Annotated in this window: 27 protein-coding genes, 2 tRNA genes, 2 rRNA genes and 2 pseudogenes (1 of these 33 running past the window's edge); 20 read left to right on the top strand and 13 right to left on the bottom strand. The window is 36.9% G+C overall.

Translation table 11 applies throughout. The features are described from left to right. From ABC255_RS28900 to ABC255_RS28860, 9 genes are all read left to right on the top strand, one after another. Window positions 1-298, top strand: a 23S ribosomal RNA gene (locus tag ABC255_RS28900); it begins 2,639 nt to the left of the window's first position. Between the two features lie 75 nt (window positions 299-373). Then, a 5S ribosomal RNA gene (gene rrf, locus ABC255_RS28895) occupies window positions 374-489 on the top strand. 230 nt (window positions 490-719) lie between these two features. Continuing rightward, window positions 720-793 (top strand) — tRNA-Met (locus ABC255_RS28890). Between the two features lie 35 nt (window positions 794-828). Then, window positions 829-905, top strand: a tRNA-Asp gene (locus ABC255_RS28885). Between the two features lie 183 nt (window positions 906-1,088). After that, the gene (gene tsaE / locus ABC255_RS28880) at window positions 1,089-1,562 is read left to right on the top strand and encodes a tRNA (adenosine(37)-N6)-threonylcarbamoyltransferase complex ATPase subunit type 1 TsaE (RefSeq protein ID WP_412998758.1); all 474 of its coding nucleotides are present in this window, start codon (window positions 1,089-1,091) and stop codon (window positions 1,560-1,562) included. Further along, on the top strand, window positions 1,543-2,250 hold the full coding sequence (gene tsaB / locus ABC255_RS28875; RefSeq protein WP_412998757.1) for a tRNA (adenosine(37)-N6)-threonylcarbamoyltransferase complex dimerization subunit type 1 TsaB: 708 nt from the start codon (window positions 1,543-1,545) through the stop codon (window positions 2,248-2,250). Before tsaE ends, tsaB begins: the two co-directional genes overlap by 20 nt. Window positions 2,251-2,262: 12 nt before the next feature. Beyond that, window positions 2,263-2,712: a ribosomal protein S18-alanine N-acetyltransferase gene (gene rimI, locus ABC255_RS28870; RefSeq protein WP_412998756.1), complete on the top strand. Its 450-nt coding sequence runs from the start codon at window positions 2,263-2,265 to the stop codon at window positions 2,710-2,712. Next, window positions 2,709-3,731, top strand: a complete 1,023-nt coding sequence (gene tsaD, locus ABC255_RS28865; protein ID WP_412998755.1) for a tRNA (adenosine(37)-N6)-threonylcarbamoyltransferase complex transferase subunit TsaD — start codon at window positions 2,709-2,711, stop codon at window positions 3,729-3,731. Before rimI ends, tsaD begins: the two co-directional genes overlap by 4 nt. A gap of 471 nt (window positions 3,732-4,202) precedes the next feature. Continuing rightward, window positions 4,203-4,637: a Gmad2 immunoglobulin-like domain-containing protein gene (locus ABC255_RS28860; RefSeq protein ID WP_412998754.1), complete on the top strand. Its 435-nt coding sequence runs from the start codon at window positions 4,203-4,205 to the stop codon at window positions 4,635-4,637. Window positions 4,638-4,670: 33 nt separating this feature from the next. On the opposite strand, the gene ABC255_RS28855 is transcribed toward ABC255_RS28860, so the two are convergent. Beyond that, entirely contained in the window at window positions 4,671-6,590 is a 1,920-nt protein-coding gene (locus tag ABC255_RS28855) for an ABC-F family ATP-binding cassette domain-containing protein (protein WP_412998753.1), read from the bottom strand. 189 nt (window positions 6,591-6,779) lie between these two features. Between ABC255_RS28855 and moaC the strand changes: the two genes are divergently transcribed. Further along, the gene (moaC, locus tag ABC255_RS28850) at window positions 6,780-7,277 is read left to right on the top strand and encodes a cyclic pyranopterin monophosphate synthase MoaC (RefSeq protein ID WP_412998752.1); all 498 of its coding nucleotides are present in this window, start codon (window positions 6,780-6,782) and stop codon (window positions 7,275-7,277) included. Between the two features lie 32 nt (window positions 7,278-7,309). After that, window positions 7,310-7,963 (top strand): redox-sensing transcriptional repressor Rex, encoded by a 654-nt coding sequence (locus ABC255_RS28845; protein WP_335535032.1) that lies wholly within the window; start codon window positions 7,310-7,312, stop codon window positions 7,961-7,963. Window positions 7,964-8,044: 81 nt separating this feature from the next. On the opposite strand, the gene ABC255_RS28840 is transcribed toward ABC255_RS28845, so the two are convergent. Beyond that, window positions 8,045-8,245, bottom strand: coding sequence for a YdiK family protein (locus ABC255_RS28840; RefSeq protein WP_335535034.1), 201 nt, complete (start codon window positions 8,243-8,245; stop codon window positions 8,045-8,047). Next, window positions 8,242-8,964, bottom strand: a complete 723-nt coding sequence (locus tag ABC255_RS28835; protein WP_412998751.1) for a CPBP family intramembrane glutamic endopeptidase — start codon at window positions 8,962-8,964, stop codon at window positions 8,242-8,244. The genes ABC255_RS28840 and ABC255_RS28835 overlap by 4 nt, the downstream gene beginning before the upstream one ends. Before the next feature lie 282 nt (window positions 8,965-9,246). Between ABC255_RS28835 and groES the strand changes: the two genes are divergently transcribed. Both groES and groL read left to right on the top strand, forming a co-directional pair. After that, a complete protein-coding gene (gene groES / locus ABC255_RS28830) occupies window positions 9,247-9,534 on the top strand; it encodes a co-chaperone GroES (protein WP_090765908.1) in 288 nt (95 codons plus the stop codon). Between the two features lie 52 nt (window positions 9,535-9,586). Further along, window positions 9,587-11,215 carry a chaperonin GroEL gene (gene groL, locus ABC255_RS28825; protein WP_412998750.1) on the top strand — a complete coding sequence of 543 codons (1,629 nt, stop codon included), beginning with the start codon at window positions 9,587-9,589 and terminating at the stop codon, window positions 11,213-11,215. A gap of 48 nt (window positions 11,216-11,263) precedes the next feature. On the opposite strand, the pseudogene ABC255_RS28820 reads toward groL, so the two are convergent. The 9 genes and pseudogenes from ABC255_RS28820 to ABC255_RS28780 form a co-directional block, all read right to left on the bottom strand. Next, window positions 11,264-11,479: pseudogene (locus ABC255_RS28820) on the bottom strand (tyrosine-type recombinase/integrase); the annotation flags it as partial. 178 nt (window positions 11,480-11,657) lie between these two features. Then, a pseudogene (locus tag ABC255_RS28815) lies at window positions 11,658-12,019 on the bottom strand (MerR family transcriptional regulator). Between the two features lie 20 nt (window positions 12,020-12,039). Then, on the bottom strand, window positions 12,040-12,750 hold the full coding sequence (locus ABC255_RS28810; protein ID WP_412998748.1) for an SDR family NAD(P)-dependent oxidoreductase: 711 nt from the start codon (window positions 12,748-12,750) through the stop codon (window positions 12,040-12,042). Between the two features lie 149 nt (window positions 12,751-12,899). Continuing rightward, window positions 12,900-13,736 (bottom strand): SDR family oxidoreductase, encoded by an 837-nt coding sequence (locus tag ABC255_RS28805; protein WP_412998747.1) that lies wholly within the window; start codon window positions 13,734-13,736, stop codon window positions 12,900-12,902. 31 nt (window positions 13,737-13,767) lie between these two features. Beyond that, the gene (locus ABC255_RS28800) at window positions 13,768-14,790 is read right to left on the bottom strand and encodes an aldo/keto reductase (protein WP_412998746.1); all 1,023 of its coding nucleotides are present in this window, start codon (window positions 14,788-14,790) and stop codon (window positions 13,768-13,770) included. A gap of 15 nt (window positions 14,791-14,805) precedes the next feature. After that, window positions 14,806-15,330 (bottom strand): NAD(P)H-dependent oxidoreductase, encoded by a 525-nt coding sequence (locus ABC255_RS28795; protein WP_412998745.1) that lies wholly within the window; start codon window positions 15,328-15,330, stop codon window positions 14,806-14,808. A gap of 90 nt (window positions 15,331-15,420) precedes the next feature. Further along, window positions 15,421-15,957, bottom strand: coding sequence for an NAD(P)H-dependent oxidoreductase (locus tag ABC255_RS28790; protein WP_412998744.1), 537 nt, complete (start codon window positions 15,955-15,957; stop codon window positions 15,421-15,423). Between the two features lie 99 nt (window positions 15,958-16,056). Then, window positions 16,057-16,704: an SDR family oxidoreductase gene (locus ABC255_RS28785; protein ID WP_412998743.1), complete on the bottom strand. Its 648-nt coding sequence runs from the start codon at window positions 16,702-16,704 to the stop codon at window positions 16,057-16,059. 49 nt (window positions 16,705-16,753) lie between these two features. After that, on the bottom strand, window positions 16,754-17,191 hold the full coding sequence (locus ABC255_RS28780) for a MarR family winged helix-turn-helix transcriptional regulator (RefSeq protein WP_412998742.1): 438 nt from the start codon (window positions 17,189-17,191) through the stop codon (window positions 16,754-16,756). 151 nt (window positions 17,192-17,342) lie between these two features. On the opposite strand from ABC255_RS28780, the gene ABC255_RS28775 reads away from it, so the two are divergent. The 5 genes from ABC255_RS28775 (at window position 17,343) to ABC255_RS28755 (ending at window position 22,763) form a co-directional block, all read left to right on the top strand. Continuing rightward, the gene (locus tag ABC255_RS28775; RefSeq protein WP_412998741.1) at window positions 17,343-18,323 is read left to right on the top strand and encodes a zinc-binding dehydrogenase; all 981 of its coding nucleotides are present in this window, start codon (window positions 17,343-17,345) and stop codon (window positions 18,321-18,323) included. A 358-nt stretch (window positions 18,324-18,681) separates the two neighbouring features. Continuing rightward, complete coding sequence (locus ABC255_RS28770; RefSeq protein ID WP_412998740.1) at window positions 18,682-19,965, top strand: 7TM-DISM domain-containing protein; 1,284 nt, start codon at window positions 18,682-18,684, stop codon at window positions 19,963-19,965. After that, window positions 19,940-20,488: an HD-GYP domain-containing protein gene (locus tag ABC255_RS28765; protein WP_412998831.1), complete on the top strand. Its 549-nt coding sequence runs from the start codon at window positions 19,940-19,942 to the stop codon at window positions 20,486-20,488. Before ABC255_RS28770 ends, ABC255_RS28765 begins: the two co-directional genes overlap by 26 nt. Window positions 20,489-21,153: 665 nt before the next feature. Then, window positions 21,154-21,480 (top strand): hypothetical protein, encoded by a 327-nt coding sequence (locus tag ABC255_RS28760; RefSeq protein WP_412998739.1) that lies wholly within the window; start codon window positions 21,154-21,156, stop codon window positions 21,478-21,480. A gap of 302 nt (window positions 21,481-21,782) precedes the next feature. Next, window positions 21,783-22,763: a LacI family DNA-binding transcriptional regulator gene (locus ABC255_RS28755; protein WP_412998738.1), complete on the top strand. Its 981-nt coding sequence runs from the start codon at window positions 21,783-21,785 to the stop codon at window positions 22,761-22,763. Between the two features lie 102 nt (window positions 22,764-22,865). Here the strand turns inward: ABC255_RS28755 and ABC255_RS28750 are convergent, their stop codons facing one another. After that, the gene (locus ABC255_RS28750) at window positions 22,866-23,819 is read right to left on the bottom strand and encodes a dihydrodipicolinate synthase family protein (protein WP_412998737.1); all 954 of its coding nucleotides are present in this window, start codon (window positions 23,817-23,819) and stop codon (window positions 22,866-22,868) included. A 266-nt stretch (window positions 23,820-24,085) separates the two neighbouring features. Between ABC255_RS28750 and ABC255_RS28745 the strand changes: the two genes are divergently transcribed. Both ABC255_RS28745 and ABC255_RS28740 read left to right on the top strand, forming a co-directional pair. Next, complete coding sequence (locus ABC255_RS28745; RefSeq protein ID WP_412998736.1) at window positions 24,086-25,495, top strand: FGGY-family carbohydrate kinase; 1,410 nt, start codon at window positions 24,086-24,088, stop codon at window positions 25,493-25,495. Next, a complete protein-coding gene (locus tag ABC255_RS28740) occupies window positions 25,492-26,454 on the top strand; it encodes an AEC family transporter (protein WP_412998735.1) in 963 nt (320 codons plus the stop codon). The genes ABC255_RS28745 and ABC255_RS28740 overlap by 4 nt, the downstream gene beginning before the upstream one ends.

The raw sequence follows: 26,454 nt of genomic DNA, 5'->3' as shown, positions 1-26,454 counted from the left end.
GTTCGGTCCCTATCCGTCGTGGGCGCAGGAAATTTGAGAGGAGCTGTCCTTAGTACGAGAGGACCGGGATGGACGCACCGCTGGTGTACCAGTTGTCTTGCCAAAGGCATCGCTGGGTAGCTATGTGCGGACGGGATAAGTGCTGAAAGCATCTAAGCATGAAGCCCCCCTCAAGATGAGATTTCCCATAGCGTCAAGCTAGTAAGAACCCTGAAAGATGATCAGGTTGATAGGTCAGAGGTGGAAGCGTGGTAACATGTGGAGCTGACTGATACTAATCGTTCGAGGACTTAACCAATTTTTAAAGGCGAACTCGTTTTACAAACTTCTTCTGATTATCTAGTTTTGAGGGAATGATACCTCAATAAAATAGTCTGGTAATTAAGGCGAGAAGGTCACACCCGTTCCCATACCGAACACGGAAGTTAAGCTTCTCAGCGCCGATGGTAGTTGGGACTTTGTCCCTGTGAGAGTAGGACGTTGCCAGGCTGTATTATCTTAAATATGTGTGTATAATTTGCTGTTTTTGACACAAACTATATTAGTGCACATATAATACTAGAGAAATAATTTTTATTGTCGCGGGGTGGAGCACGTTCGAATAAGCTTCTTCGAATACTCTACAGCGCATCGATTGAGCCACTTCTTGAGTAGTCTTTCTGAAATCGAGGCGGTCTTTCAAGCATAGGGCATGGTCAAAATAGTTTCATTTATATTGTCGCGGGGTGGAGCAGTCTGGTAGCTCGTCGGGCTCATAACCCGAAGGTCGCAGGTTCAAATCCTGTCCCCGCAATTAGTTATTTCAAGAAAAATACTTGAAATAACTTTGGTCTGGTAGTTCAGTTGGTTAGAATGCCTGCCTGTCACGCAGGAGGTCGCGGGTTCGAGTCCCGTCCAGACCGCCATCTATATCTTTAAAAACACGAAACGATGTTTCGTTTTTTTTATGCCTTTTTGCTTAAATAGTAAAAGTTAGGTAAAATACATAGTGAATGGACATCCTTAGGAGCTTTCCTAAGGTTTTTTTTTACAAAAAATAAGGTAGAATGTAGATAGCGATAGGCTATGTTAGAATAAAAGGTGATTATATGAATCAGTATGAAAAATATACGAAAGACCCCAGTGAAACGTTCCAGCTGGCTTCTAATCTTGCAGGGCTCCTGCAGCCAGGTGATGTTATTTGTCTGGAAGGAGATCTAGGTGCAGGTAAAACCACCTTTACAAAAGGGTTAGCACAGGGACTGGATATTAAGAAAACCGTTAACAGTCCGACCTTTACGATAATAAAAGAGTATAGGGGCAGACTGCCTTTGTATCATATGGATGTTTACCGGGTTGCCGATTCCTACGAGGATTTAGGTTTCGATGAATATTTTGAAGGTGAAGGGGTAACCGTTGTAGAATGGGCACATTTAATTGAGGAACAGTTGCCTGACGAATTGTTAACCATTTATTTATATCACGAGGGTCCGGAAAGAAGAAAAATTGTATTTGTTCCGAAGGGAAAAAGATATGAGCAATTATGTAAGGAGATTTTTCTAAATGACCATACTAGCGATTGATACTTCTAATTATCCATTAGGGGTTGCGCTTATAGAAGATAATCAAGTTATTGGCGAATATATTACTAACTTAAAGAAGAATCATTCTGTTCGAATTATGCCAGCGATTCAGACATTAATGAAGGATTGTGAGAGAACTCCAGCACAGTTAACGAAAATAGTGGTGGCGAAAGGTCCAGGCTCTTATACTGGCGTTCGAATTGGTGTTACAATCGCCAAAACATTGGCTTGGTCATTAAAGATACCATTGGTTGGCGTGTCTAGTATAGAAATTATTGCAGCTGGTGCCGGGAGACACTTTGATGGTTATATATCACCCCTTATTGATGCGAGAAGAGGGCAAGTCTATACAGGACTCTATGAATACCAAAGTGGGGAGCTTACAACCGTTAAAGAAGACCGCTTAGTATTGTCAGCTGATTGGGCAGCTGCATTAAAGGAAGTAAACAAGCCCATTTTATTTGTTGGGAACGACCTGACGCTTCATCAAGCTGTGATAGAAGAAACACTAAGTTCTCAGGCAGTGTTTGCGGCGATTACGGAGCATAATCCGCGTCCTTCGGAGCTGGCGTTATTAGGCAAAGATAAACAGGGGGAAGACATACATTCCTTTGTTCCTAACTATATCCGTTTAGCAGAGGCAGAGGCGAAATGGTTAGAGGCAAATGGGAAAATATTAAAAGGATAGGATTAAAGAAATATGGTAGATTCTTTTGTTTTTCGATATATGAAGGAAGAGGATATCGATCAAATTTTAGAGGTGGAACATGCCTCTTTTGCTACACCATGGAGCAGAGAAGCTTTTTATAATGAAATTTATAATAACAAATTTGCAGTTTATATCGTTTTGGAAGAAGACCAAAAAATTATTGGTTATGTTGGTGCATGGGTTGTAATTGATGAAGCACATATAACAAATGTTGCAATCCTGCCTTCCCATAGAGGCAAAAAACTCGGTGAAGCATTGCTTCGCAAAATGATGACTGTGGCGAAGGATATGGGAGCAAGAAGCATGACGCTTGAAGTAAGAGTGACAAACAATGTTGCACAATCTCTTTACCGTAAGTTAGGATTTCAAAATGGCGGCATCCGGAAAAATTATTATACAGATAATCAAGAAGATGCCCTGGTTATGTGGGTGAATATATGAAAAAAGATCAGTGGATTATGGGAATAGAAACAAGCTGTGACGAAACAGCAGTAGCCATTATTAAAAATGGCAGGGAGATTACAGCAAATGTCGTTGCTTCTCAAATTGAAAGTCATAAGCGATTTGGCGGAGTCGTACCTGAAATTGCCTCTCGTCATCATGTTGAACAAATGACGATTGTTATTGAAGAGGCTTTGAAAGAAGCAAACCTTACACTGCCTGAGTTGGACGCCATTGCAGTAACAGAAGGACCAGGATTAGTAGGTGCCTTGTTAATTGGTGTAAATGCAGCGAAAGCACTAGCATTTGCCCATAACATTCCACTTGTTCCTGTTCACCATATTGCTGGACATATTTATGCAAACCGTCTAGTAAAAGAACTTACCTTCCCTCTTCTTTCCTTAGTAGTATCTGGAGGTCATACGGAGCTAGTCTATATGAAGGAACAGGGGCATTTTGAGGTCATTGGTGAAACAAGGGATGACGCTGCAGGTGAAGCCTATGATAAGGTGGCGAGGACCTTAAAACTCCCTTATCCAGGTGGACCACACATTGACAGGCTGGCTCAAGAGGGCAGCGATACGCTTAAATTGCCTAGAGCTTGGCTAGAAGAAGGTTCATATGATTTTAGCTTTAGCGGATTAAAATCAGCGGTTATTAATACTGTCCACAATGCTGAGCAGCGTGGTGAAATAATCGCACCCGAGGACCTTGCTGCAAGTTTCCAGGAAAGTGTCATTGAAGTATTGGTGAAAAAGACAGTAAAAGCGACCGGGGAATATAAGGTTAAGCAAGTGCTCTTAGCCGGTGGTGTAGCAGCTAATAAGGGTCTCAGGAAGGCATTAGAACAAGCCTTTTCAACTAAATCTGATATAGATTTGGTCATTCCGCCATTAAACTTGTGCACGGATAACGCAGCGATGATTGCTGCAGCTGGAAGTATTATGTTTGATAAAGGAATTCGAGCAGATCTGTCATTAAATGCAAATCCTGGGTTAGATATTGAATTATACAATTAGAGTAAAGTCCTTCTGGATTAGAAGGGCTTTTTTGTTTGGAGCAAAGAATATTAATGGCTTCGAATAGTTTCTTTACGGAATGTGAGCGAAAAGGGAGTGATCATGAAAAATTCGTTCACAATAAATTACTAACCAAAATCCCACGCTTTATTGAGTGTAAATCACACTTTTTTGTGGATAACTTTTTTCTAAAAATTGTGTATTGCATGAATTATGTGGGTAAGTCACCATTATTTTGTGGGTAATGTGGATAAGTAGAGCTTTTTTTGTGGATAATGTGGAAAAGTAGCCAGAGGGTTGTAGAAATAAGTTTTCATATGTGTATAAACTTGTGGAAAAGGAAATTTGGGAAATAAATTTAAGGGTTTTCCACGAATTTTGTCGACTTTTAAGTTAATTTGTAGAGTTCTCAACTTAGCTGGTAAGTGAATATAGTAGATAAAACAAGAATGCAGGAAAGTGGGGATAGGGGTGAAAAGAAATTTCTTTTTAGGGATCTTCATCGTTCTTTTCTTTGGTTTAACGGGATGCAGTGTAGATATAAATATATCAACAGATGATAAGAAACCAGACGTGATTGACAATGGAAATACTCAAGAAGAGGAAGACCAAAAACAGTACGAAAACAATGCATTTAAAGAAGTAAGTGTTTCAAAATCGAATGGTAACGTAATAGTAAAGGGAAAGGCAAGAGTGTTTGAAGGTGTTTTTCAATATGCCGTTATCTCTGGAACTGAGATATTACAAGAAAACCATTATCAAACAGAGGGTGCACCTGCATGGGGAAGCTTTGAAATTACCATTGATAAAGAGTTATTAACGAAAGAAAAGGTTTCAATCGAGCTATTTGTATATTCAGCAAAAGATGGATCGAAAACCGACATCTTAACTATTCCCTTAAAATAAGGGCTTGGATATCATATCCAAGCCCCCTTTTTATTATTCGGCCAGTTCAGCCCATTCGTCCATTAACTGTTCGAGCTCAGACTTTGCCTTTTCATTTTTAATATTAATTTCTAGCACTTTCTCATGGTCCTGAAAAATTTCAGGCTCACATAACTTTTCGTCGTTATCCTGGATAAGTGCCTCCAACTCTTCTATACGCATTTCTATTTCTTCTAATTTTCTCTTACGCTGACGCTCCAGCTTTTTACTTTCTTTGTCCTGATGATAAGAATTTCTCTCCTGAACTTCGGAAGCTGTCTGTTTTTTTATAACGGTTGTGCTCTCTAAAGCCTTCAGCTCCTCCTCCTCCAGCTTTTTCTCCATATAATAGTCATAGTCACCAAGATACTCTGTACTACCATTTGAACTAAGCTCCAGGACCTTGGTGGCGATTCTGTTAATAAAGTATCGGTCATGTGATACAAAAATAATCGTTCCAGGGTAGTCGACTAGTGCATTTTCAAGAACCTCTTTACTGTCTAGGTCCAGATGGTTCGTAGGCTCGTCCAATATTAGAACGTTTGCCTTCTCCAGCATTAATTTGGCTAGTGCCAATCTTGCTTTTTCACCACCGCTTAAAGTAGAAACAACTTTTAATACATCGTCACCCGAAAACAGGAAGTTACCCAAGACTGTCCGTATTTCTTTTTCATTTTTTAATGGCCAATCATCCCAGAGTTCATTAAGAACACGCTTATTCGAGGTCAACTCTGCCTGTTCTTGGTCATAGTACCCAATTGCTAGATTTGCACCATATCGAATCGTACCAGCCAGTGCCGGCAGTTTTTTGATGATGGTTTTTAAAAGAGTAGACTTTCCAATTCCGTTTGGGCCAACTAAGGCAATGCTTTCACCTCGATAAGCATGCCACGAAATATTCTCAGATACTTTTTGTCCATCATAACCAACTGCCAAAGAGTCAACTGAAAGTACATCATTTCCAGTTTGTTTATCAATTTCAAATGAGAAGGTGGCAGACTTTTCATCCCCTAATGGTCGGTCCAAAACGTCCATTTTCTCAAGTTTTTTCCGCCGGCTCTGAGCTTGCTTCGTCGTAGACGCACGGGCTAGGTTTCGCTGGATAAAGTCCTGAAGATTAGCAACCTCTTGCTGCTGCTTCTCATATAGCTTTAAATCGCGTTCATAATTTGCCGCTTTTTGATCTAAATAAGCGCTATAGTTTCCGATGAATTTTTGAATTTGCCTCCGTGAAACTTCATAAACTTGTGTGACCACTTTATCCAAAAAGTATCGGTCATGGGATACGATTAAAATAGCCCCATCATAGCCTTGTAGGTATTGCTCCAGCCACGTAAGTGTATCGATATCGAGATGGTTGGTAGGCTCATCCAATATTAATATATCGGGCTTCGTTAAAAGAAGTTTACCTAAAGCTAGACGAGTCTTCTGACCGCCGCTTAAGCTGGATATCATCAATGAGTTATTATGAAAATTTAAGCCGTGGAGGATAGAGCGAATATCCGCTTCGTACTGATAACCACCCTGTTCTTTAAATCTCACTTGCAGTTCATCATATTCTTTTAGTATTCGATCGTAGCGGGCACTATCCTCCATAGCGGCAGGATCCGACATCGAAACCTCTAGCTGTCGAAGAGATTTTTCCATACCTCTAAGCGATTCAAAAACCGTTAGCATTTCATCCCAGATGGATAAATTCGATTCTAATCCGGTATTTTGGGCTAAATAACCAATGCTTACTCCCTTTGGCTTAATGATTTCTCCGCCATCATGTGACAGGTGCCCAGCAATAATTTTTAATAATGTCGATTTCCCTGCACCGTTTCGCCCCACAAGTGCAACACGGTCCCGAGTTTGTAATTCTAGTTTTATATTCGATAAAATTAGGTCTGCACCATAGTATTTTGCTAGTTGATTAACTTGTAATAATATCATTGTTTTTCACCTCTATTACTAAATTAAGTGTACCTTATTCCAACCATGACGGCAATAAAGTGCCATGGTGTTGGAAAAAATAACAGAATATCCGGAAAGAAAAAAATGTAAATTTTTCATCATTCGCTCAAAGTTTCACAGACAAATTGTGAAAAATATAGTATGATTTTTTGTGGGAGGATATTGTTTATGTCTGAATTTACTCATTTTAACGAAGAAGGAAGAGCGAAAATGGTGGACGTTAGCGATAAGCCAGAGACGGCTCGTTCGGCACTTGCTCATTCCAGCATTACGGTTAGTAAAGAAATTTATGATAAAATAACAAATAATGAAATGAAAAAGGGCGATGTTCTTGCTGTGGCTCAAGTTGCTGCTGTTATGGGGGCAAAGAAAACATGGGACTTAATCCCGATGTGCCATCCTATACCTTTGACAGGAGTCAATATATCCTTCTCATGGGAAAAAGAAAACGAGTCTGCTTATACATTAAATATAGCCGCTGCAGTTAAAACAAAAGGAAATACAGGTGTTGAAATGGAAGCGTTAACAGCTGCATCCACTTGTGCGCTGACTGTTTATGATATGTGTAAGGCAGTGGATAAGGGTATGGTAATTGGAAAAACCTATTTGGTCGAGAAAACCGGCGGAAAAAACGGAGATTTCCATAGGACGGAACAAATTAGATAAATGATTAAACTATCTATAGGGGGTGGGAGAATATGAGTAATGAGACGATGAAAATACCACAAGCGACAGCAAAACGGCTGCCCTTATATTATCGATTTTTAAAGAATCTGCATTCTTCCGGTAAACAGAGGGTTTCGTCAGCAGAATTAAGTGAGGCAGTGAAGGTGGATTCGGCAACGATCCGCCGGGACTTTTCATATTTTGGAGCCTTAGGAAAAAAGGGATATGGCTACAATGTCAATTACCTATTAACCTTCTTTCGGAAAACACTAGATCAAGATGAATTAACAAAAGTAGCGTTAATTGGTGTAGGTAATCTTGGTACGGCCTTTCTAAATTATAACTTTTTAAAAAATAATAATACAAAAATTGAATGTGCTTTTGATGTTGATCCGAACAAAATGGGAACGACAATCCGGGATGTACCTGTGTATCATATGGATGAGCTCGAGAAGGTTTTAAGTAATGATGATATTCATGTTGCCATCCTGACGGTACCTGCTCCAGTGGCACAGGTAATTACAGATCGACTTGTAAATTCCAATATTAAAGCGATATTGAATTTTACACCTGCAAGATTAAATGTTCCTGCCTCCATTCGGGTGCATCATATCGACTTGGCAGTCGAATTACAATCACTTATTTACTTCCTGAAACACTACCCTACAGAGGAAGTAGAAGAATAAAGTAAAGTAAAAGACCTTTCCACTACGTAAAGTGAAAAGGTCTTTTTTTGGCTGTAATGTTTAAAAGCCCGTTTTAAATCGTTATTTCTTTATTTTGTCTTTATATCTATTGTAAAAGAAAATCATTCTTAAGCCAGATCCGAAGTCAAAGGTAGCAAGTATAACGAGCAGGTAACTGAAAAATCCCCATCCGTTTAGGGTGACATCTTCAATCGCAAAATAAGTAAATAAGCAGCCAAGAACAATATAAATGACTCCGGAAAACAAGGGTGAACGTCTCATAGAAAGCCTCCGATAAAGTTTTGAATACCTTCTGCCTCACGAAGAATTTTATCAATGTCATCTTTATATACTGACTGCATGACGACAACTAATGTATTCATGGCAACATGGGCAAAAATCGGTACAAGGATATGTTTTGTTTTTACATAGAGAAATGCAAAAGTAAAACCCATTGCCGAATAGAGAAGTACATGATGCGGCTCCATATGGGCTAAGGCAAAAATGACAGAACTGATTAGTGCTGAGAAGAAAAAGTTAAACCGTTTGTGGAGAGCACCGAAAATAATTTTCCGAAACACGATTTCCTCTAATATGGGTCCTATTACTGAACTAACTAAGATGGCGAGAGGAAAGGACTCAATGATGTTGAGAATTTGCTGTGTGTTTTCTGAGCCCATCTCAACCCCGATAAGCCGTTCAATATTCGCAGCAAGAGCTTGGGCAAATAGGGCTAGGAATACACCAAATACAGCCCAGACGGCAGAAAAGCCAAAGGAACTGCCTCTTTCGTTCAACCCTGGTTTCTTTAATTCTGTGCGTAATAGAAAAAGAATAATAACTAGTGCAAGGGTGAAGCTGAAAATTAACCAGTAGGGGACAACGAGCCCTTGGTCCATTCCTAAATATCCAAATAGGAACATAAGTCCAGGAATTCCTGCTAGGCTTGATAACTGCATGGCTATATAGACAATTAAAATAATCCAATATTCCCTTTTCAAATTAAAAAATCTCCTTTAAGCAGCTAATAAAAATATTTTACCCTATTCTACATTCTACTAATAATCGTAAGGTTGTTTCAATTTTAAAGATTATCTTTAACAACTATGTATATTCCTTGGTGTATATCACATACTTGTAAAGTTGTAAAAAATAATAAAAAATTACTGCTTCATACTTGCAAAATTTTTTTCCATTTATTATTATAAGAATTGTGTTAGCACTCAAGTAAAGAGAGTGCTAATAAGTCAGAATTACATATCTATTTGAGGAGGTTGTTTGATTTGTTAAGACCACTAGGTGATCGTATTGTCATTGAGCTTGTCGAATCAGAAGAAAAAACTGCAAGCGGTATCGTGTTACCAGACTCAGCTAAGGAAAAGCCTCAAGAAGGAAGAGTTGTTGCCGTAGGTACAGGCCGAGTGCTTGAAAGTGGCGAACGTGTTGCTCTTGAAGTTTCTGTAGGCGATCGTATTATCTTCTCAAAATACTCAGGTACAGAAGTAAAGTTTGAAGGCAACGAATATTTGATTTTACGCGAAAACGATATCCTTGCTGTAGTTGGCGAATAAGGATTTTTTAAAACAATATTGAGTTTAAAAAATACGAGGAGGTTTTTTGAACATGGCTAAAGAAATTAAGTTTAGTGAAGATGCACGCCGCGCAATGCTTCGTGGTGTTGATGCGTTGGCAGATACAGTAAAAGTAACTCTTGGACCAAAAGGACGTAACGTGGTTCTTGAAAAGAAATTCGGTTCACCGCTTATTACTAATGACGGTGTAACAATCGCAAAAGAAATTGAATTAGAAGATGCATTTGAAAATATGGGTGCTAAGCTTGTTGCTGAAGTAGCTAGCAAAACAAACGATGTTGCTGGTGACGGTACTACAACTGCAACCGTTCTTGCTCAAGCGATGATCCGTGAAGGCTTAAAGAACGTAACAGCTGGTGCTAACCCAATGGGTATCCGAAAAGGAATTGAAAAAGCAGTTACAGCTGCTGTTGAAGGCTTAAAGGCAATTTCTAAACCAATCGAAGGCAAAGAGTCTATCGCACAAGTTGCTGCTATTTCTTCTGATGATAAAGAAGTAGGTCAATTGATTGCTGAAGCGATGGAGCGCGTTGGTAACGACGGCGTTATCACAATCGAAGAATCAAAAGGCTTTACAACTGAATTAGATGTTGTTGAAGGTATGCAATTTGACCGTGGATATACATCTGCTTACATGGTAACAAACACAGACAAAATGGAAGCTGTTTTAGAAAATCCATATGTCTTAATCACAGACAAAAAGATTTCAAGCATCCAGGAAATCCTTCCTGTGCTTGAGCAAGTGGTTCAACAAGGCAAGCCATTATTATTGATTGCTGAAGATATTGAAGGTGAAGCACTTTCTACTTTAGTATTGAACAAACTTCGCGGAACATTCAATGCAGTTGCTGTTAAGGCTCCTGGTTTCGGTGACCGTCGTAAAGCAATGCTTGAAGATATCGCTGCATTAACTGGCGGTGAAGTAATTACTGAAGAGCTTGGCCGTGAATTAAAGACTGCAACTATCGCATCTTTAGGACGCGCTTCTAAGATTGTTGTAACAAAAGAAAACACAACAATCGTTGAAGGTGCAGGAGATACTGCTGCAATTGCTTCTCGTGTAAATCAAATCCGTGTTCAATTAGAAGAAACTACTTCTGAATTTGACCGTGAAAAATTACAAGAGCGTCTAGCTAAATTAGCTGGCGGTGTTGCCGTAATCAAAGTTGGTGCTGCAACTGAAACTGAATTAAAAGAGCGCAAGCTTCGTATCGAAGATGCTTTGAACGCAACTCGTGCTGCAGTTGAAGAAGGTATCGTATCCGGTGGTGGTGTTGCCCTTCTTAACGTATACAACAAAGTTGCTGAAATTCAAGCTGAAGGCGATGTAGCTACTGGTATTAACATCGTATTACGTGCGATCGAAGAGCCAGTACGTACAATCGCTCACAATGCTGGACTTGAAGGATCTGTCATCGTTGACCGCTTAAAGCGCGAAGCAGTTGGAACAGGCTTCAACGCTGCAACTGGTGAGTGGGTAAACATGATCGACGCTGGTATCGTTGACCCAACTAAAGTAACTCGTTCTGCACTTCAAAACGCTGCATCCGTTGCGGCGATGTTCTTAACAACTGAAGCAGTTGTTGCTGACAAGCCAGAACCAGCTGGCGCTGGCATGCCTGACATGAGCGGTATGGGTGGAATGGGCGGCATGATGTGATAGCTGCTCAAAGCCTTGATATATAAGGGTTTCTAAGCGATTTGCTAACTAACAAAATGCTAACATAATGTAAAAATAAAAGAGGCTTTTCATTAGTTGTTCAAACTTTTGAGAAGCCTCTTTTTTCATATTTTGCGTAAAGTGAAGGTAAACATTTTTCGTAATTTGATCATCTGTATGACCTTGCCTGTCCAGGATTTGTTCTAGCGAGAAACCAGCCTCGGTAAGAAGTGAAGTATGTGTATGCCTTAATGAATGGGGTGAATATTTTGATGACGATAGGATATTCATATTGTCCTTCCAACCATTATCCTTATCAACATGCAGATAGATTAGGCCGGATATTTTTATGGGTCTACCTTTACTTCTTTTTACCTTCTATATGAGAAATCTACAAAATATTGCAAGAGGACCAAACGTTTGTACGTTGGTCTTTTTACTATCATTTTTTCATCTTACGTTGTAGTCTTGCAATTTTTTGTTGGATTTTTATTAAATTTTCTTCGGTGTCACGAATTTGGTGTAGAACATTGATTTCTTGTTGTTTCATCATTTCTAGTCGTTGAGGGAGGGTACCATCCCCCTCCATTGACCAATCTACAAACTGCTTAATGTCCTTGATTGGCATTCCGGTATTTTTTAAACATAAAATAATTTCCAGAAATTTAAGCGCATCTTCATCAAAAACTCGATTCCCTTTTTCAGTTCTTTTGAGAAAAGGGAACAGTCCTTGATTATCATAGTACGTAATTGAGAAATGGATAAATGATTGATTTTTGCAACTTGTCCAATCGTATAATTCATAGGCTTATTCCTTATGGTGTTTACCAAGGAATTATCCCATTTTTATTTAGGATTTTCCCATTATAATTTGTTTCGCTTAAAGCGTATTTAACAATGATTTGTGCACCTTCCGCAGGTGTTTTACCTCCTGGAGCATTACCATTAAGGTCAGTGGTGGTAAAACCAGGTGTAACCCCAAAAATTTCAGGTCCGTTCGTACCAAATTCTTTACCAAAGGCTAATGTTAAAGAATTAACTGCGGTTTTTGAGGAATTATATCCTAGTATATTAAGATGACCTGCTTCACCATTGTCAAACATCGTTTGGGAAGCCATATCGGTAGTGAGGTTTATAATTTTCCCACCCTGAGATTTTTTTACTAGTGGTAAAAATGTTTGGATCATCTGAAATGTTCCAAAGAAGTTAACAACAAATTCTTGACGCAGGGTTTCTAATTTTAATTCACTAGGCAAAATACCGAAATCGAGTGCAATCCCTGCGTTGTTTATTAACAAATCTAGCTGATCCGTAACTTCAAGGATTTTATTTTTTGAGTTTTGAATGGATTGTGTGTCCGAAATATTAACTTGAACAAATGAAACATTCGAAAAGCCTATAGATTGTACAGCTTTTTGTCCGAGTTCTTCATTGCGAGCTCCTAAAAATACGTGATAATTCTTTTCTGCTAATTGACGGACAATCTCATACCCAATACCTTTATTTGCACCTGTTACAAAAGCGGATTTTTTCATATTTTATTACCTCCAATGTTTATGTTAAGTAGATACAATTAAAAAGATACAACCTAAACCTAAGTTGAGGTCAAGGGCTTTTTTAGGGAAACGATAAAATCCTTTTTATCAGTAACAATATTCTTATTAAAACAACAAACTTGGTGCCCCTAAAAGAGTATTCCAGGCTTGATTAAGCTCATACTAATATCCCATAATTTCTGAGCATAATCCTGGTCATTTGCAGCTTCAGTAGTTTCTGTTTCTTTACAGTTAACAAAGAATTTGCCGCTAACGCCAAGAACATCAGGGGAGGAAGCAAGATAGACCGGTGTAACCGCACCTTTTTTCGGATTAGATGAGAACGTTTTGAATATCGTCCGCAGGATCCAAGGCATGTCATGCATAAGATTAGAGCGGATAATTCCAAGATGCAGGCTGTTAACGGTAACACACTTTCTATCAAACCTCTTTGAAAATTCCTTCGTAAATAAGATTAAACCTAATTTAGTAGGACCAACTGCTCTGAAAAAAGTATAATTTTGTTTGGTCATAAGGTCATCAAAGTTCATTTTAATTCCGTTGTGCTTGGAGGCTACATTAATAATTCTTCCTTCACCACTTGCTTCAAGAGACTCAAGTAAGAGGTGAGAAAGGATAAAATGAGATAAATAGTTTGTGGCAAACGTGGTTTCAATGCCATCTTCAGTTTCAGAACGTTTTGCTAAAAAAACTGCTGCATTATTGATTAAAACATCTAACTTGTTATACTTTTTCTTAAATTGATCCGCTGCTTGTTTGACTGAACGCTGAGATGATAAATCAGCAAGAAGGAGATCTATTTGGGTATTACCTGTTTCTTCAATAATATCTTGAATCGCTTTTTTTCCTCGTTCCTCATTTCTGCATAATAGAACAATTGTTGCTCCTTTTTTAGCTAATTCCATTGCTGTTGCTTTACCAATCCCTGAGTTGCCTCCAGTAATTAAACAAATTTTCCCCTTCATTGATTTCTCTCCTTCTCCAAGCAATTCAATATTATTTTTTTTCAATCTTTCCAAACGTTTTTCCATGGATGGCGTTTAAAACAGATTCAGATGCAAGAAAATCATGTGGGAATCCCAAGTCAATTTTGCTAGCTTCATTTAATTGGGTAAGATGTGTTTCTGAAAGACAGAAAGCCAAGCTTCCAAGATTGTCTTTCATTTGTTCTTCACGTTTTGCACCAATTAGCGGAATAACGGTACCAGCTTGTTGACGGACCCAGTTTATTGCAATTTGGGCAGGGGAAACTGCTAGTTCTTTTGCAATTTCTTCCACAACTGCAGCAATCCCCCGGTTGTGTTCATTTAAACGTGCACTTTGAGGAGATAATCTCCCTTTTTCAGCTGAAGGATTACTGTATTTTCCCGTTAGTGCACCGCCAGCCATTGGTGCCCATGCAGTAACTCCGAGATCTAAAGCGCGTGCCATTGGTAATAAATCTCTTTCTGGAGTTCGCTGCAACAAATTGTACTCCACTTGCAAGCCGATAAACGGAGTCCAACCACGGAGTGTGGACAGCATATTAGCTTGTGAAACAATCCAAGCAGGTGTATCCGAGACTCCTACATAAAGAATTTTTCCGGAACGAACTAAGTCGTCAAGTGCACGCATCACTTCTTCGACCGGTGTCATGAAATCCCAAGCATGAAGCCAAAGTAAATCAATATAATCGGTTTGAAGCTGTTTTAAGCTCTTTTCAACGGATTGAACGAGATTTTTTCGATGGTTGCCGCCGCCGTTTGGATCGTGAGGACGAGTGTTCAGTGTATATTTAGTAGCAACGACAAACTGTTCACGCTTTTCACGAATAAATTCCCCAACATATTTTTCACTTGTTCCATTCGTATAATTAACAGCTGTATCAATAAAATTCCCACCAACTTCAACAAAAGCATTGAAGATTTTTTGGCTATCTTCCTTAGAAGCACCCAATCCCCATTCTTCCCCAAACGTCATTGTACCTAAAGCTAATTCAGATACTCGTAAGCCGCTTCTCCCTAACAATTTATAATTCAATTTTAGACCTCTTTTCTAAAAGTTATTTTTTAGATGACGTACAAGCTCTTCAGCACTTTCTCGGACTTGATCGTTCGATAAAAAGCGTACTCCCTGCACCGTAAAAGTGGGCAAGAACCGCATACCCGTCAAGTTAGCTGTTGCTTGGAAGGGTTTGGTTAGTTCGCTCATGCTATAATGATTGTATCCACCAGCTTGATAGGCTACTTCAGGTCCACCAGTGGAAATGGCTAACAAAAACTCTTTGCCGCGTAATTTCGTTCCTTCTGACCCATAAGCCCAACCGTAAGTAAGAACCAAATCCTGCCAATGTTTTAACAAAGCGGGTGAACTGTACCAGTAGAAAGGGAATTGAAAAACGATACGTTCATGCTCCAATAGAAGTTGCTGTTCTTCTTCCACATTAATCTCAAATGTAGGGTAATGCCCATATAGATTATGGACCGTAACATTATCTTCTTGTTGAAGACGGTTCATCCACGTTCTATTTACCTTCGATCGTTCCAAGTTTGGATGGGCTACAATAACTAATGTTTTCATATTGATCACCTTTCAATTGTTTGTACACGTAAACAAAAATTATGAAAAGGTATTTCAGTAGAAGAAATACCTTTATTTTATTTATTTTAATTAAGCTTCTATTAAGGATGGCTGAAGAATGTGATTTACATATGCTTTTGCACTTTTTTCAAGTTGTTCATCTGTGACATGCATTACACCATTCAGAACAAATAACGGCATAAAACGGGTACCTATGAGGTTACTTGTTTGTTGTAAAGGAGTTGTTAAGGTCTCCATGGTAAAATGATTGTAGCCAGTAGGCTGATAAGAATCTTTTGGTCCAAAGGTTGAAATCGCAAGACCTAGTTCTTTACCGTGAAGCTTGTCGCCGCCTTCGCCATATGCCCAGCCGTAGGAAAGCACTTCATCCTGCCATTGCTTTAGCAAAGAAGGCGTGCTGTACCAGTAGAATGGAAATTGAAGAATAATACGGTCATGTGATTCTAAAAGGCTTTGTTCGTGTGCTACGTTTATTTTCCCGTCTGGGTACGCTTCGTTAAGAGTATGAATCGTAATTTCTTCGTGTTTTTTCAATTCCTGCATCCAAGTCCGGTTAATTCGAGATTGTTCCAAATTAGGGTGGGCGATAATTACAAGAGTTTTCATTAGTTATGCTCCTTTTGTCTAGTTTTAAAATTGGTTTTACTTATTGTTTCATTGGGAGTATTTTTACATTTGTACATACAAATGTAATGTTAAAAAATTTTACTTTTCTTCAAATATAATTTCTGTCTCCGTTTGATTTTCATACATACTATAAAAAGTATTCGCAATATTTTCAGGTGAGAAATAGGTTCCTTCTTGTACAAACCCTTTAATCGTTAATGTTCCAACATAAATTCCTTTAGGTCTCAATTCTTGGTGCAAGCTGTATGCTAAATTGCGAATACCTGCTTTTCCAATCGCTAATGAAGCGTATTCAGCATAGGGGTGAAGAGCTAATCCACCGCCGGTTAACAAAATTGTTCCATTTTCCATATGGGGAATCACTTCTTTTACACTGTTAAGAGCTCCAGCTACACTGATTTTAAAATCTTCCACTAATTGACCCACGCTTAATGTGGTTGGTTTGCCGGGTCTTCCTGCAGCAGCATTGTATAAGAGTATATCTATTTTTCCATAAGTTTTAATTACCGAATTAATGGCTGCTTTTAAAGATTCTACTGAAGAGATATCCCCTGGAAATCCTTGTGCTGCAATCCCATCATTTTTAAGTTCATTTTCATATTTCTGTAATGACTCCATATTGCGGGAAATCAAGGCAACATTAAAGCCTTCTTTTCCGAATTTCCTTGCTGTATTTATGCTAATTCCTGGTCCAGCACCAACAATTAGCAATATTTTTTCTGACATAATTAAGCCCCTTTTATATTTGTATATGCAAATGAAAGATTAAAAAAAATTACAGTTCTCTTTCTAACTTATTGCTCGCTTCATGAAGTGTTTTACTTAAATCTTTACTGAACTCGCGTCCTAAGATTTCAGAATAGCTGTCAAACAATTCTTTTAGAGAAACCCGAAACTGCAGGTACACCTTTTCTCCTTCTTCTGTTAAAGAAATCAGTGTTTGTTTTCCATCCATTTTTCTGGTGACCAGGTTTAATTTTTCAAGTTTATCAATAAACCTCGTACTTGTGGAAGGTGCAATAGATAACTTATGACATAGTTCCTTCTGTGTAATTTCCGGATGGAACTTCACAATCATGATCATGTAAAGATAGGAAGGAGCAAGATCACCAAAGTCAAATGTTTTTTCGGTTAATTTTGTAATGTTACGAGCAAACCTGCTGGCTGTAAAGTAAAGACAATGTATTAATACTTGTTCTTCTTCAATATTCATGTAATCAATCCTTTTTTTCATTTGCATATACAAATTATCACGAAAATATGTTAAGGTCAACTAAATCATTTTTCTTGTTTCCATCAGAAACAGTATAGATTATAAACTTTGTTCCAAAACTTATTATGATTGCATGAAAAGGATGAGATAAATGAAAGCATTGCTATTACGTGATAAAGGTAAATGGAAAGACATGAAGGTAGAAGAAGTCGAAACACGAAAACCAGGTCCGGGTGAGATTTTAGTAGAGGTGTGTGCAGTTGGGTTAAATCCTGTTGATTATAAAACAGCTATTGGTGGCAATCCAAATTGGTCTTATCCTCATATTCTTGGTTTAGATGTTGCAGGTAAAGTGGCAGAGATTGGTGAAGGGGTCACTCAGTGGAAAAAAGGTGATCGAGTAGTTTATCATGGCGACCTCACAAAGAAAGGCGGCTATGCGGAATATGCTGTTACCACTGCCCATACTGTTTCTCGAATTCCAGACGAAGTAACTTTTGAAGCTGCTGCTGCTTTGCCGACAGCGGGGTACACAGCATACCAATCGTTATTCCGTAAACTGCCAATGGATCAAGTTGAAACCATTTTAATACATGGCGGTGCGGGCGGAGTAGGGGGATTCGCTGTTCAATTAGCCAAAAATGCAGGCAAAAAGGTGATTTCCACTGCTTCCAGTCATAACCATGAGTATGTAATAACACTTGGTGCAGATTATGTCATTGATTACCATGATGAAGATGTGATCGCAAGAGTGATGGAAATTACGAATGGTCGCGGTGTTGATGCATTGGTGGATGCAGTAAGCAGACAAAGTGCAACGGATTCACTAGATGCTCTTGCCTTCTTGGGACACATTGTCTTTATTTCAGGTGCACCTGATTTTACCAAAATAAAACCTTTCACAAAATCGGTTTCTTATCATGAAATCGCCCTCGGTGCAGCACACCAATCTGGTAGCCGAAAGGCTCAACAAGACCTGGGGAAAATGGGTGAAGAAATGCTTAAGTTAGTTAAAGAGGGTAGAATTTCACCTATGGTAAATGAAGTAATAAGCCTTGAGGAAGTTCCAGATGCTTTATTCTGTCTATCTGAACGGCATGTTAAGGGTAAAATTGTAGCAAAAATAAAATAAGTTATGTTAATAATTTGTCGCAATTCGGAGATATCTTGATACAAAAACAGATTTTTTAATTCAATTAAAGAAAGCGTTTCTGCATTCAGCAGGAACGCTTTTTGCTAATGTGCCAGTTAGTACCATTATGTAAATAAGAATTGATAATAGATTAGAAATTAGAAATTAGAAATTAGAAATTAGAAATTAGAAATAGGAATTGGTTCCTATTAAAAGATAGGACCCAATTTTCATGAAATAGGAAACATTGGTAATACAAATTTCATTATTTTAAGTAAATAATAGTAATACAAGATATTGTGGAATAGAACAAACTGAAGAATAAAAAGAGACATACCAAGATATAGGAGTAGGTTGCATGCAAAATAAATTGCTTTATACTATATTAATTTCCTTATTCCTTATCTGTTTGGCAGGTTGTCAAACAGATAAGGATATTTACATAAAAAATAGTGAAGTATTTATACAGCCTAATGATCAAATGGTTCGCTTAAATGGAAAATGGGATTTTTATAGTAACCAATTATTGTTACCAAATGATATCCCTAAAATAAATCATTTAGCTGTAGATACAATGGAGGTCCCTGGAACTTGGGATAAAAGAAATGGTTATGGTACTTACCATTTGATTATCCATTTTCCTGAAAATAAAATAGGAAAACCCCAAGCCTTGTACTTGCCCAAAATTTACACTGCTAATCGACTCTGGATCGATGGAGAACTTGTTTCAGAAATTGGGAAAGTAGCCATGACAGAAAAGGGGAGTGTACCCTTTGGCAAGCCGAGTGTTATTTATTTTAATCCATCTCAAAAGGAGGTCCATGTATTATTACAGGTTTCAAATTATTATCATCGGAAAACAGGAATAACAGGTTCCGTATTTTTAGGAAATCCCAAAAATATTGAAGAAAAAATGAAGTTGAAAACTTTTCTTGAATGGTTTAGCATTGGTGCACTAATTGCGATCGGTATAAATCAATTAAATCTGTACTTCAATAGAAGAAAAGACTCTGTATCCTTATATTTTAGTTTGTTTTGTCTTTTAATAGGGATACGGGTTTTATTAGTTGGGGATTCCTATATCTTTCACATATTCCCAACTTTAAGATGGGAATATGCTTTCAAATTAAACTATATCATTGTATTTTTATGCCTTCCTCTATTTATAAAATATTTTTCTGCACTTTTCCCTAATGAAATGAGAAGGACATTTCTAGCAATTTCAGTTGTGTGTTCATTGTTTTGTATCCCTATTGTGATTTTTACTACCCCGAAAATTTTTACAAATACTGTTTATATTCTATATTTATTATTACTATTTTTAATTCCATATTTCTTATATGTATTAATAAAAGCTATCATCCAAAAACATGAAGGTGCGAAGGTAATAGGAGTGTTGTTTGCCGTTCTAATTGCAACAGTTATTAATGATCTCCTTTATAATGAACAAATGATTCATACCATGCTTTTAATGCCAATTGGATTAGTAGCATTTTGTGCAGCTCAGTCGTATTTGGTTTATAAAAAGTTTTCAAAAGCATTTGAGGATGTGGAAATTCTTTCAAGCGAACTCGAAATTACACAGAAGGAAATAGTTTTTAGATTAGGAGAAATTACTGAAACAAGGTCAAGAAACAGGTAATCATGTAAGACGTGTTGCAGAATATTCCCAATTTCTTGCATTAAAATATGGTTTACAAAGTGATGAGATAGAGTTATTGAAACTTGCCTCACCTTTGCATGATATTGGTAAGGTTGCTATTCCTGATTCAATTTTGAATAAACCAGGTAAATTAACGAATGAAGAATTTGATATCATAAAAACTCATACAGAAATAGGGTATCAAATGTTAAAACATTCAAACACAAAGCTTATGGAAACAGCAGCAATTATTGCTTATACCCATCATGAAAAATATGATGGCACTGGGTATCCTAGAGGTTTAAAGGAGCAAGAAATCCCTTTGTATGGAAGAATTACAACAGTATCAGATGTTTTTGATGCTTTAAGTTCTGAGAGGGTATATAAAAAGCCTTGGGAAATCAAAGATATTATAGATTATTTCAAATGTGAAAAAGGAAAACATTTCGATCCTATTCTAGTAGAGATAGTCCTTAATAATGTGAATGAGTTTTTAAGAATTAAAGAAAAGTTTAAGGATTAAATGATTTGAAAAGGAGAGGTTCATGCGAAAGGAGGCATAGGGGCGGAATGAATTAAGATAGGAACTAAATCATTTGGAAATAGGAATCATTGGTAATATCTATTTTATTATTTAAAAGGGGACAATATAAATTACTTGGAAAGAGTATTCCATAAAGGGAAACATTAAGCTATTCCTTAAAAGGCAGCTTAATATGGAGGAATAAAATATGGCCACATTATTACGAAAACCAGCAACAGTTTTTATAACTGCAATTATTACTTTATCCTATTTGTGGATTTATTTTTTTATAACCATGTATACATAAGAGCGATTGGAGAGTTTACTTTTTCTTTTATCGGTTATGTCGTAAGCCTTGTTTGGATTCTTAAAACATTTTATGTAAAAAAAAAGAAAAAGATGAAGGTTTTTATTTTTGGCTATTCTTAGGGTTGGGCACAATTCCATATATATTAGCGTGGCTAAATTGGGCTTATTAATATTTACTTTTGCGTATAAGCGTACCCTATCCTGATATGGCTGATTATTTTTGGTTACTAGCGTATAATATGGGCTTTTGCTCTGATTTATGAATTGAACAACGTAGTAAATAAGAATGAAATTATCCGATACCTTATTTTGATATTTGCATTTTTATGATTGTTGTCTCCGCATTAATTTGGGAATTGCTTTTATCAGATATTCTTTTTAATTTAAGTGGTAACTTTATAACAGGTTTCGTTGGAATTGCTTATCCTGTGATTGACCTCTATTTGTTATTTATTTCCATTTTATTGTACTATACAACAAGAAGTAATAATAAAAGAACTATTTTCACTTTTATTTCAATCTGCTTTTCTTTTCAAATTGTTGCTGATTTTATTTATGTTCATCAATCTTTTGAGGGGACATATGAATTTGCAGGATGGATTGACCCTCTCTGGACTTTAATAAAAATGTTTAGAAAAATTAAAAATGAAAGAATTGTTCCCACACCCACCGTAGTTATTTAAGAGGCAAAAAAGATATTGGTGAACATTTAATTGATCAATACAACATGCTCTTCCATTGTGTTGCTTTACGTTTTTTCCTAATCACATTCATCTAAAGTAAATGCCATGTTTTTAATATAAAGAATAAGGTATATGAATAATAGAAAATTTCACATATCGTTGTTCCTATTGAAAAATTTCACAAAGAAAAGTAGAATGGTAATTGTATTATAATATGTAAATTAATTTACACATAATTTTGTTTTATGGGGTCAAAACATTGTTTGAATAGATTAAAATTACAATAAAAATGGTTAAGATGAATGGAACGTGATGTTATGGCAAAAGTAACTTTGAAAGAGATAGCAGATGCAACTGGTTTCTCCGTTGCTAAAGTATCTAGGGCAGTAAATGAAACGGGGGCAATAAAAAAAGTAGATAAAGAAAAGATATTAAAAGTCGCAGAAGAACTTGGTTATAACTGTAAATCAAAACAAGCTAAAAACGAACCATGTGAGAATTCTGACATCGCTGTATTAATTCCAAGATTTGATTCGTATCAAACATCTGATTTTATCCAAAATTTAAACTCTATATTGCTTCAAAAACAATATAAAATTGATTACTACACGGTGGAAGGAACTCCTTTGGAAGAGTCCAAATTGTTGCGCTCTATCATAAACAAAAATTATAGTGCCATAGTGTATAAGCCACTAAGGGTTCATGAGGAAGTTCAGGCGGTTATCAATGAATCTATGGTTCCAATATTTTCTTATGGGCAGGTTTATGGAAATTGTATCAATATTAACTATAATAATTTTTCATTAATGTATGATTTAACAAAAATAGCAATTGAAAACAGAAGTAGGAAGATTTTATATATTGGAACATTTAAGACAGATATTGAAGTGGGTTTTAAAAGGTTTGAAGGTTTTTTACAAGCGGTAACAGAGTCGGAAGTTTCCTATCAGTATATGGAATGTAGATGTGATATTGAAGAATCGTACAAACTTTCGAAGACGACTGACTTTAGTCTGTATGATGCAGTTATTTGTGCTACCGACAACTTAGCGTTAGGAATTCATAGAGGACTTTTAGAAAAAAATATCTGGCCAGGTAAAAATATTTTGCTATCAGGTGTTGGGAACAATAAAATAACTAGGGTAGTTACGCCATCCCTTACAACTGTTGATCTGGATAAAAACTCAGTGGTAGAATTTATTCTCGAACGGTTAGTCAAGGAGCAATTTACTTCCGTCAATTATATAGTTCCCTATGAAATCATTCGCAGGGAGTCCATGTAAGGTCATGTTGAGTTTTCAAAACATGGCTTTTTTTATATAAAAAACTCCCCCATAGGTCCTTTGATGGGGGAGTATTCCTTTTGAAGCTAGGATCTGCTGTTATTAGGCTAGAGCAGATTCTAGTCCAATAGTTAAATCATATTTTAAAATAACTGAGTCGATGTCTTCTCTGATTTTTTGAATGAAACCTGCAAGTTCTTCCACTTTTGTAGGATTTTCCGGAATTGCTAAAGGTGCTCTTGTATAACCTGAATATTTTCCTTGTGCATTCAGTGCAAGGTGAGAACAAATAGTAGAATCCGTGAATAATACTTTTGATCTAAATTGGGAAAGGAGTGTATATGCCTCCACTTTTGCTGTATAGTTATCTGTTTTGAAAATTTCTTTCACTTTATAATCAACATCAGGGACATAGTTGGTCATCCCTCCAATAATGGTATCTGCCCCCATTTGGCTCCAAGTTAACCAGCAATTTTCTGTTCCAAGAATCACATGAAAATCTTTATTATGAATCATTGCATCGTAATATACGGCCGATAAGAATTTAAAATCTACTGATGCATCTTTGAGGCCTTTCAAACCAATCTCTTGAAGTCTGTTTACGAACTTTAAAGTAAACATATAGCCTGATGTATTAGGGTTATTGTAGGCGTAAGCAGGAATGTTAACCGACTTAATAATGGCTTTGAAATAATTAAATATTTGTTCTTCATTATATTTATTGTACCAAGGTGGCACAGCAGCTACGGCATCAAATCCCATCTTTTCCGCTTCTTTTGCCAGGAAAACGGCAGTTTCTGTATCTGGTGCACCAACGTGGGCAATAATCGATCTATCCGGATAGTTTTTCTTTGCTTCTACCGCAATATTAAATAGAGTAATTCTTTCCTCTTTAGTCATGAGTGGGCCAAGTCCATATGAACCAGTGACAAATAAACCATCCACCTTGTTCTCAAAGAGATCCATCCATAAATTCAATGTAGCTTCTTGATCAATCACATTATTTTCATTAAAAATAGTAATACAAGGGGAAATGACTCCAGTAATTTTACTCATATTATGTAACCTCCAATTGTTTTTCTTTAACTCACAACTGGATTATAGAAAAATTTTCAGTATGAGTCAACAAAAAAATGAAAAAAATTTATATATTTTCAATAAATATTGCAAAAATGATGTTAATTAGTGAAAAAATTGTGAAAAAATAGAGTGATTAGTGAAAAATATCTGAAATGCTATTGATATTATTTTCAGATGAAGTTAATATAAACATTGAAAAAGAAAGCGCTTTTCTGAAAAAGTCAATTAAGGAGGATACAGTAATGAGTAGTGTAACAATCGGGCTTGATGTTGGAACTTCAGCTTTAAAGGTAAGTGTCTATTCCATAACAGATGATAAACTGGTTGAAAATTTTTCAATGAAATATCAAGAAGATGAAATTGGAATAGGAATTTCTACGGTTAATAAATTTGTTAACACCATTATTACAGCTATTAATAGGGTTGCAGAAACTAATAATGTTCAATCAGTAGCATTATCAACACAAATGTATTCTTTTGTTGTTAGACGTAATGAGGAGGATATTGTTTATCAGTGGAATGTCCCTTGGGAGAAAGATCCTAGAGTGGAGAAGATACTTGAGCGATTTACAGACCGCTCAGGCTGTCCAACTGATACATTGTTTCCTGCTTATAAAATTTTATCTGCAAAAAATGATCCAAATTTTAAAGGTGAAATTATGCCTTTTGGACTTCAGGAAGCGATTGTTAAGCAGCTGACTGGCCATCTTGCTGGAGACTACTGTAATTTATCTTCCTATGGGTTCCTAGATGTTGTTAATAGAACATGGAATGAAGAACTTCTTAAGTTAGCTGGGTTTTCAATAGAAGATATGCCAGAAATTAAAAAATTTAACCATTCTGTGGGAATGATTGTTCATCCTGAGATTCATGTTGATTACCCAATATACCTTGCTTGTGGACTGGGAGATGGCCCATCCGCTTCCTATGCTTCAAGTGGAACTTCCTCCATGGCTGCAAATATTGGAACTTCCATGGCTGTAAGAGGCTTTGTAAAGGATATTTCCAAAATTGATTTTAATAAAGTATGGACATACGTGGTTGATGAAGAAACTTGGGTTGTTGGCGGTATAAGTTCTAATGGGTCTTCAGTATTAGATCACTTTAGAAAAATAGATATTCTAAAAGATTGGGAGCTTGACCCAAGTAATGCTGACAATTCAATCATGGTATACCCATGGAAATATGGAGAGAGGACACCATATTGGTCAAGCTCTTTAAAAGAAACGATTGTCGGTGGAGGAATGGATACTACTAAGAATGACTATAGCTGTGCGATCATTCGTGGCGTGGCTTTCTCAATTGCTTCCATGTATAACGAAGTGTATAAAGTGGTAAGCGAAAACAAAGAAATGTTAGTGGTAGCTGGTGGCGGGGCCAAATCCGAAATTCTTATGGAGTATCTTGCAGGTACCTTACCAGTTCCGATTGGTATTCTTGGAGATTTCGATTATTTAGGATCTTGTGGGGCTGCTTTTGTGGCTGCTGAGGCAATTGGTCTCACACCAAGTAAACGGAAAAACCTGTATAAAATCTACAATCCAACCATAAAATACGCGAAATTATACGGTCAATGGAAAGAAAATGGGGATAAACTAGCAAAATTCTATGATACGGTGGACGTTAATCAACAGGAGGTTCAATTAGTATGAGTTTAGATCTAGTTGCGGGCTATCAAAAAATATTTACCATTATTTTACTTATATTATTAGGCTTTGTTCTGAAAAAGAAGAATGTCATCACACCAGCCCTTCAAAAGGGGATAACGGATTTATTAATTAAAGTCATCATTCCTTTTGCTGTATTTAACTCATTTTTAGCTCCGTTTGATTGGGGAAAGGCAAAAACATCTGTTGCCCTGATTATTATAGCCATTATTTTCTATCCAGCTATGCAGCTGATCATTACAAAGATTTTATATGTGAAAGCACCAAAGGATGCAGATAAAAAGAGACTTTTTCAATTTGATACTACTTATTCTAATGCTGTTTTCATGGGATACCCATTTGCACAGGCGCTCTTTGGAAATGATGGATTATTCTTTGCGTCAGTTTTTAACTTACCTTATAATATATTTTTATGGTCAATTGGATTTGCTCAATTTACGAAACAACCAATGAACAAAGATGGAATCAAAGCAACTTTTACTAATCCCGTCATTATTGCTTGTTTATCAGGATATGCGTGGTGGTTGCTGCAAAACTTCGTTCCTGCTTCTGCTGATATTGTGCTGACTCCAATAAAAGATGTCTTTGGTGCAGTTGGTGCGACCAATACCCCTATTTCTATGATTATTATTGGTGCTATGTTGGCAGACTCTAAGATTGGTAAGGTTATAGCGGATAAAGAAGTTTGGTATTTTGCTTTCAATAAACTTATCTTAATTCCTGGTTTAGTATTCAGTCTTTTGTATTTTTTAGGCTTCCGTGATTGGATCCTAGCTATTCCTACCGTGATTGTAGCGATGCCAACATGCGCAACAGGTGGTATCCTTGCAGGGCAATATAATATTCAAAAAGAACTTGCGGCATCATTAATCACTTTTACAACAGTGCTCTCAGCCGTAACCGCTCCGATTTGGCTAATCGCCATCTTAAATGTAATGAGCTAA

It is taken from the genome of Neobacillus canaveralius, assembly GCF_047237705.1.
In the GTDB taxonomy this organism is placed as follows: domain Bacteria; phylum Bacillota; class Bacilli; order Bacillales; family Cytobacillaceae; genus Neobacillus; species Neobacillus niacini_K.
The sequence above is the reverse complement of the archived record's forward strand: the minus strand, read 5'-3'. Positions and strand labels throughout refer to the sequence as shown.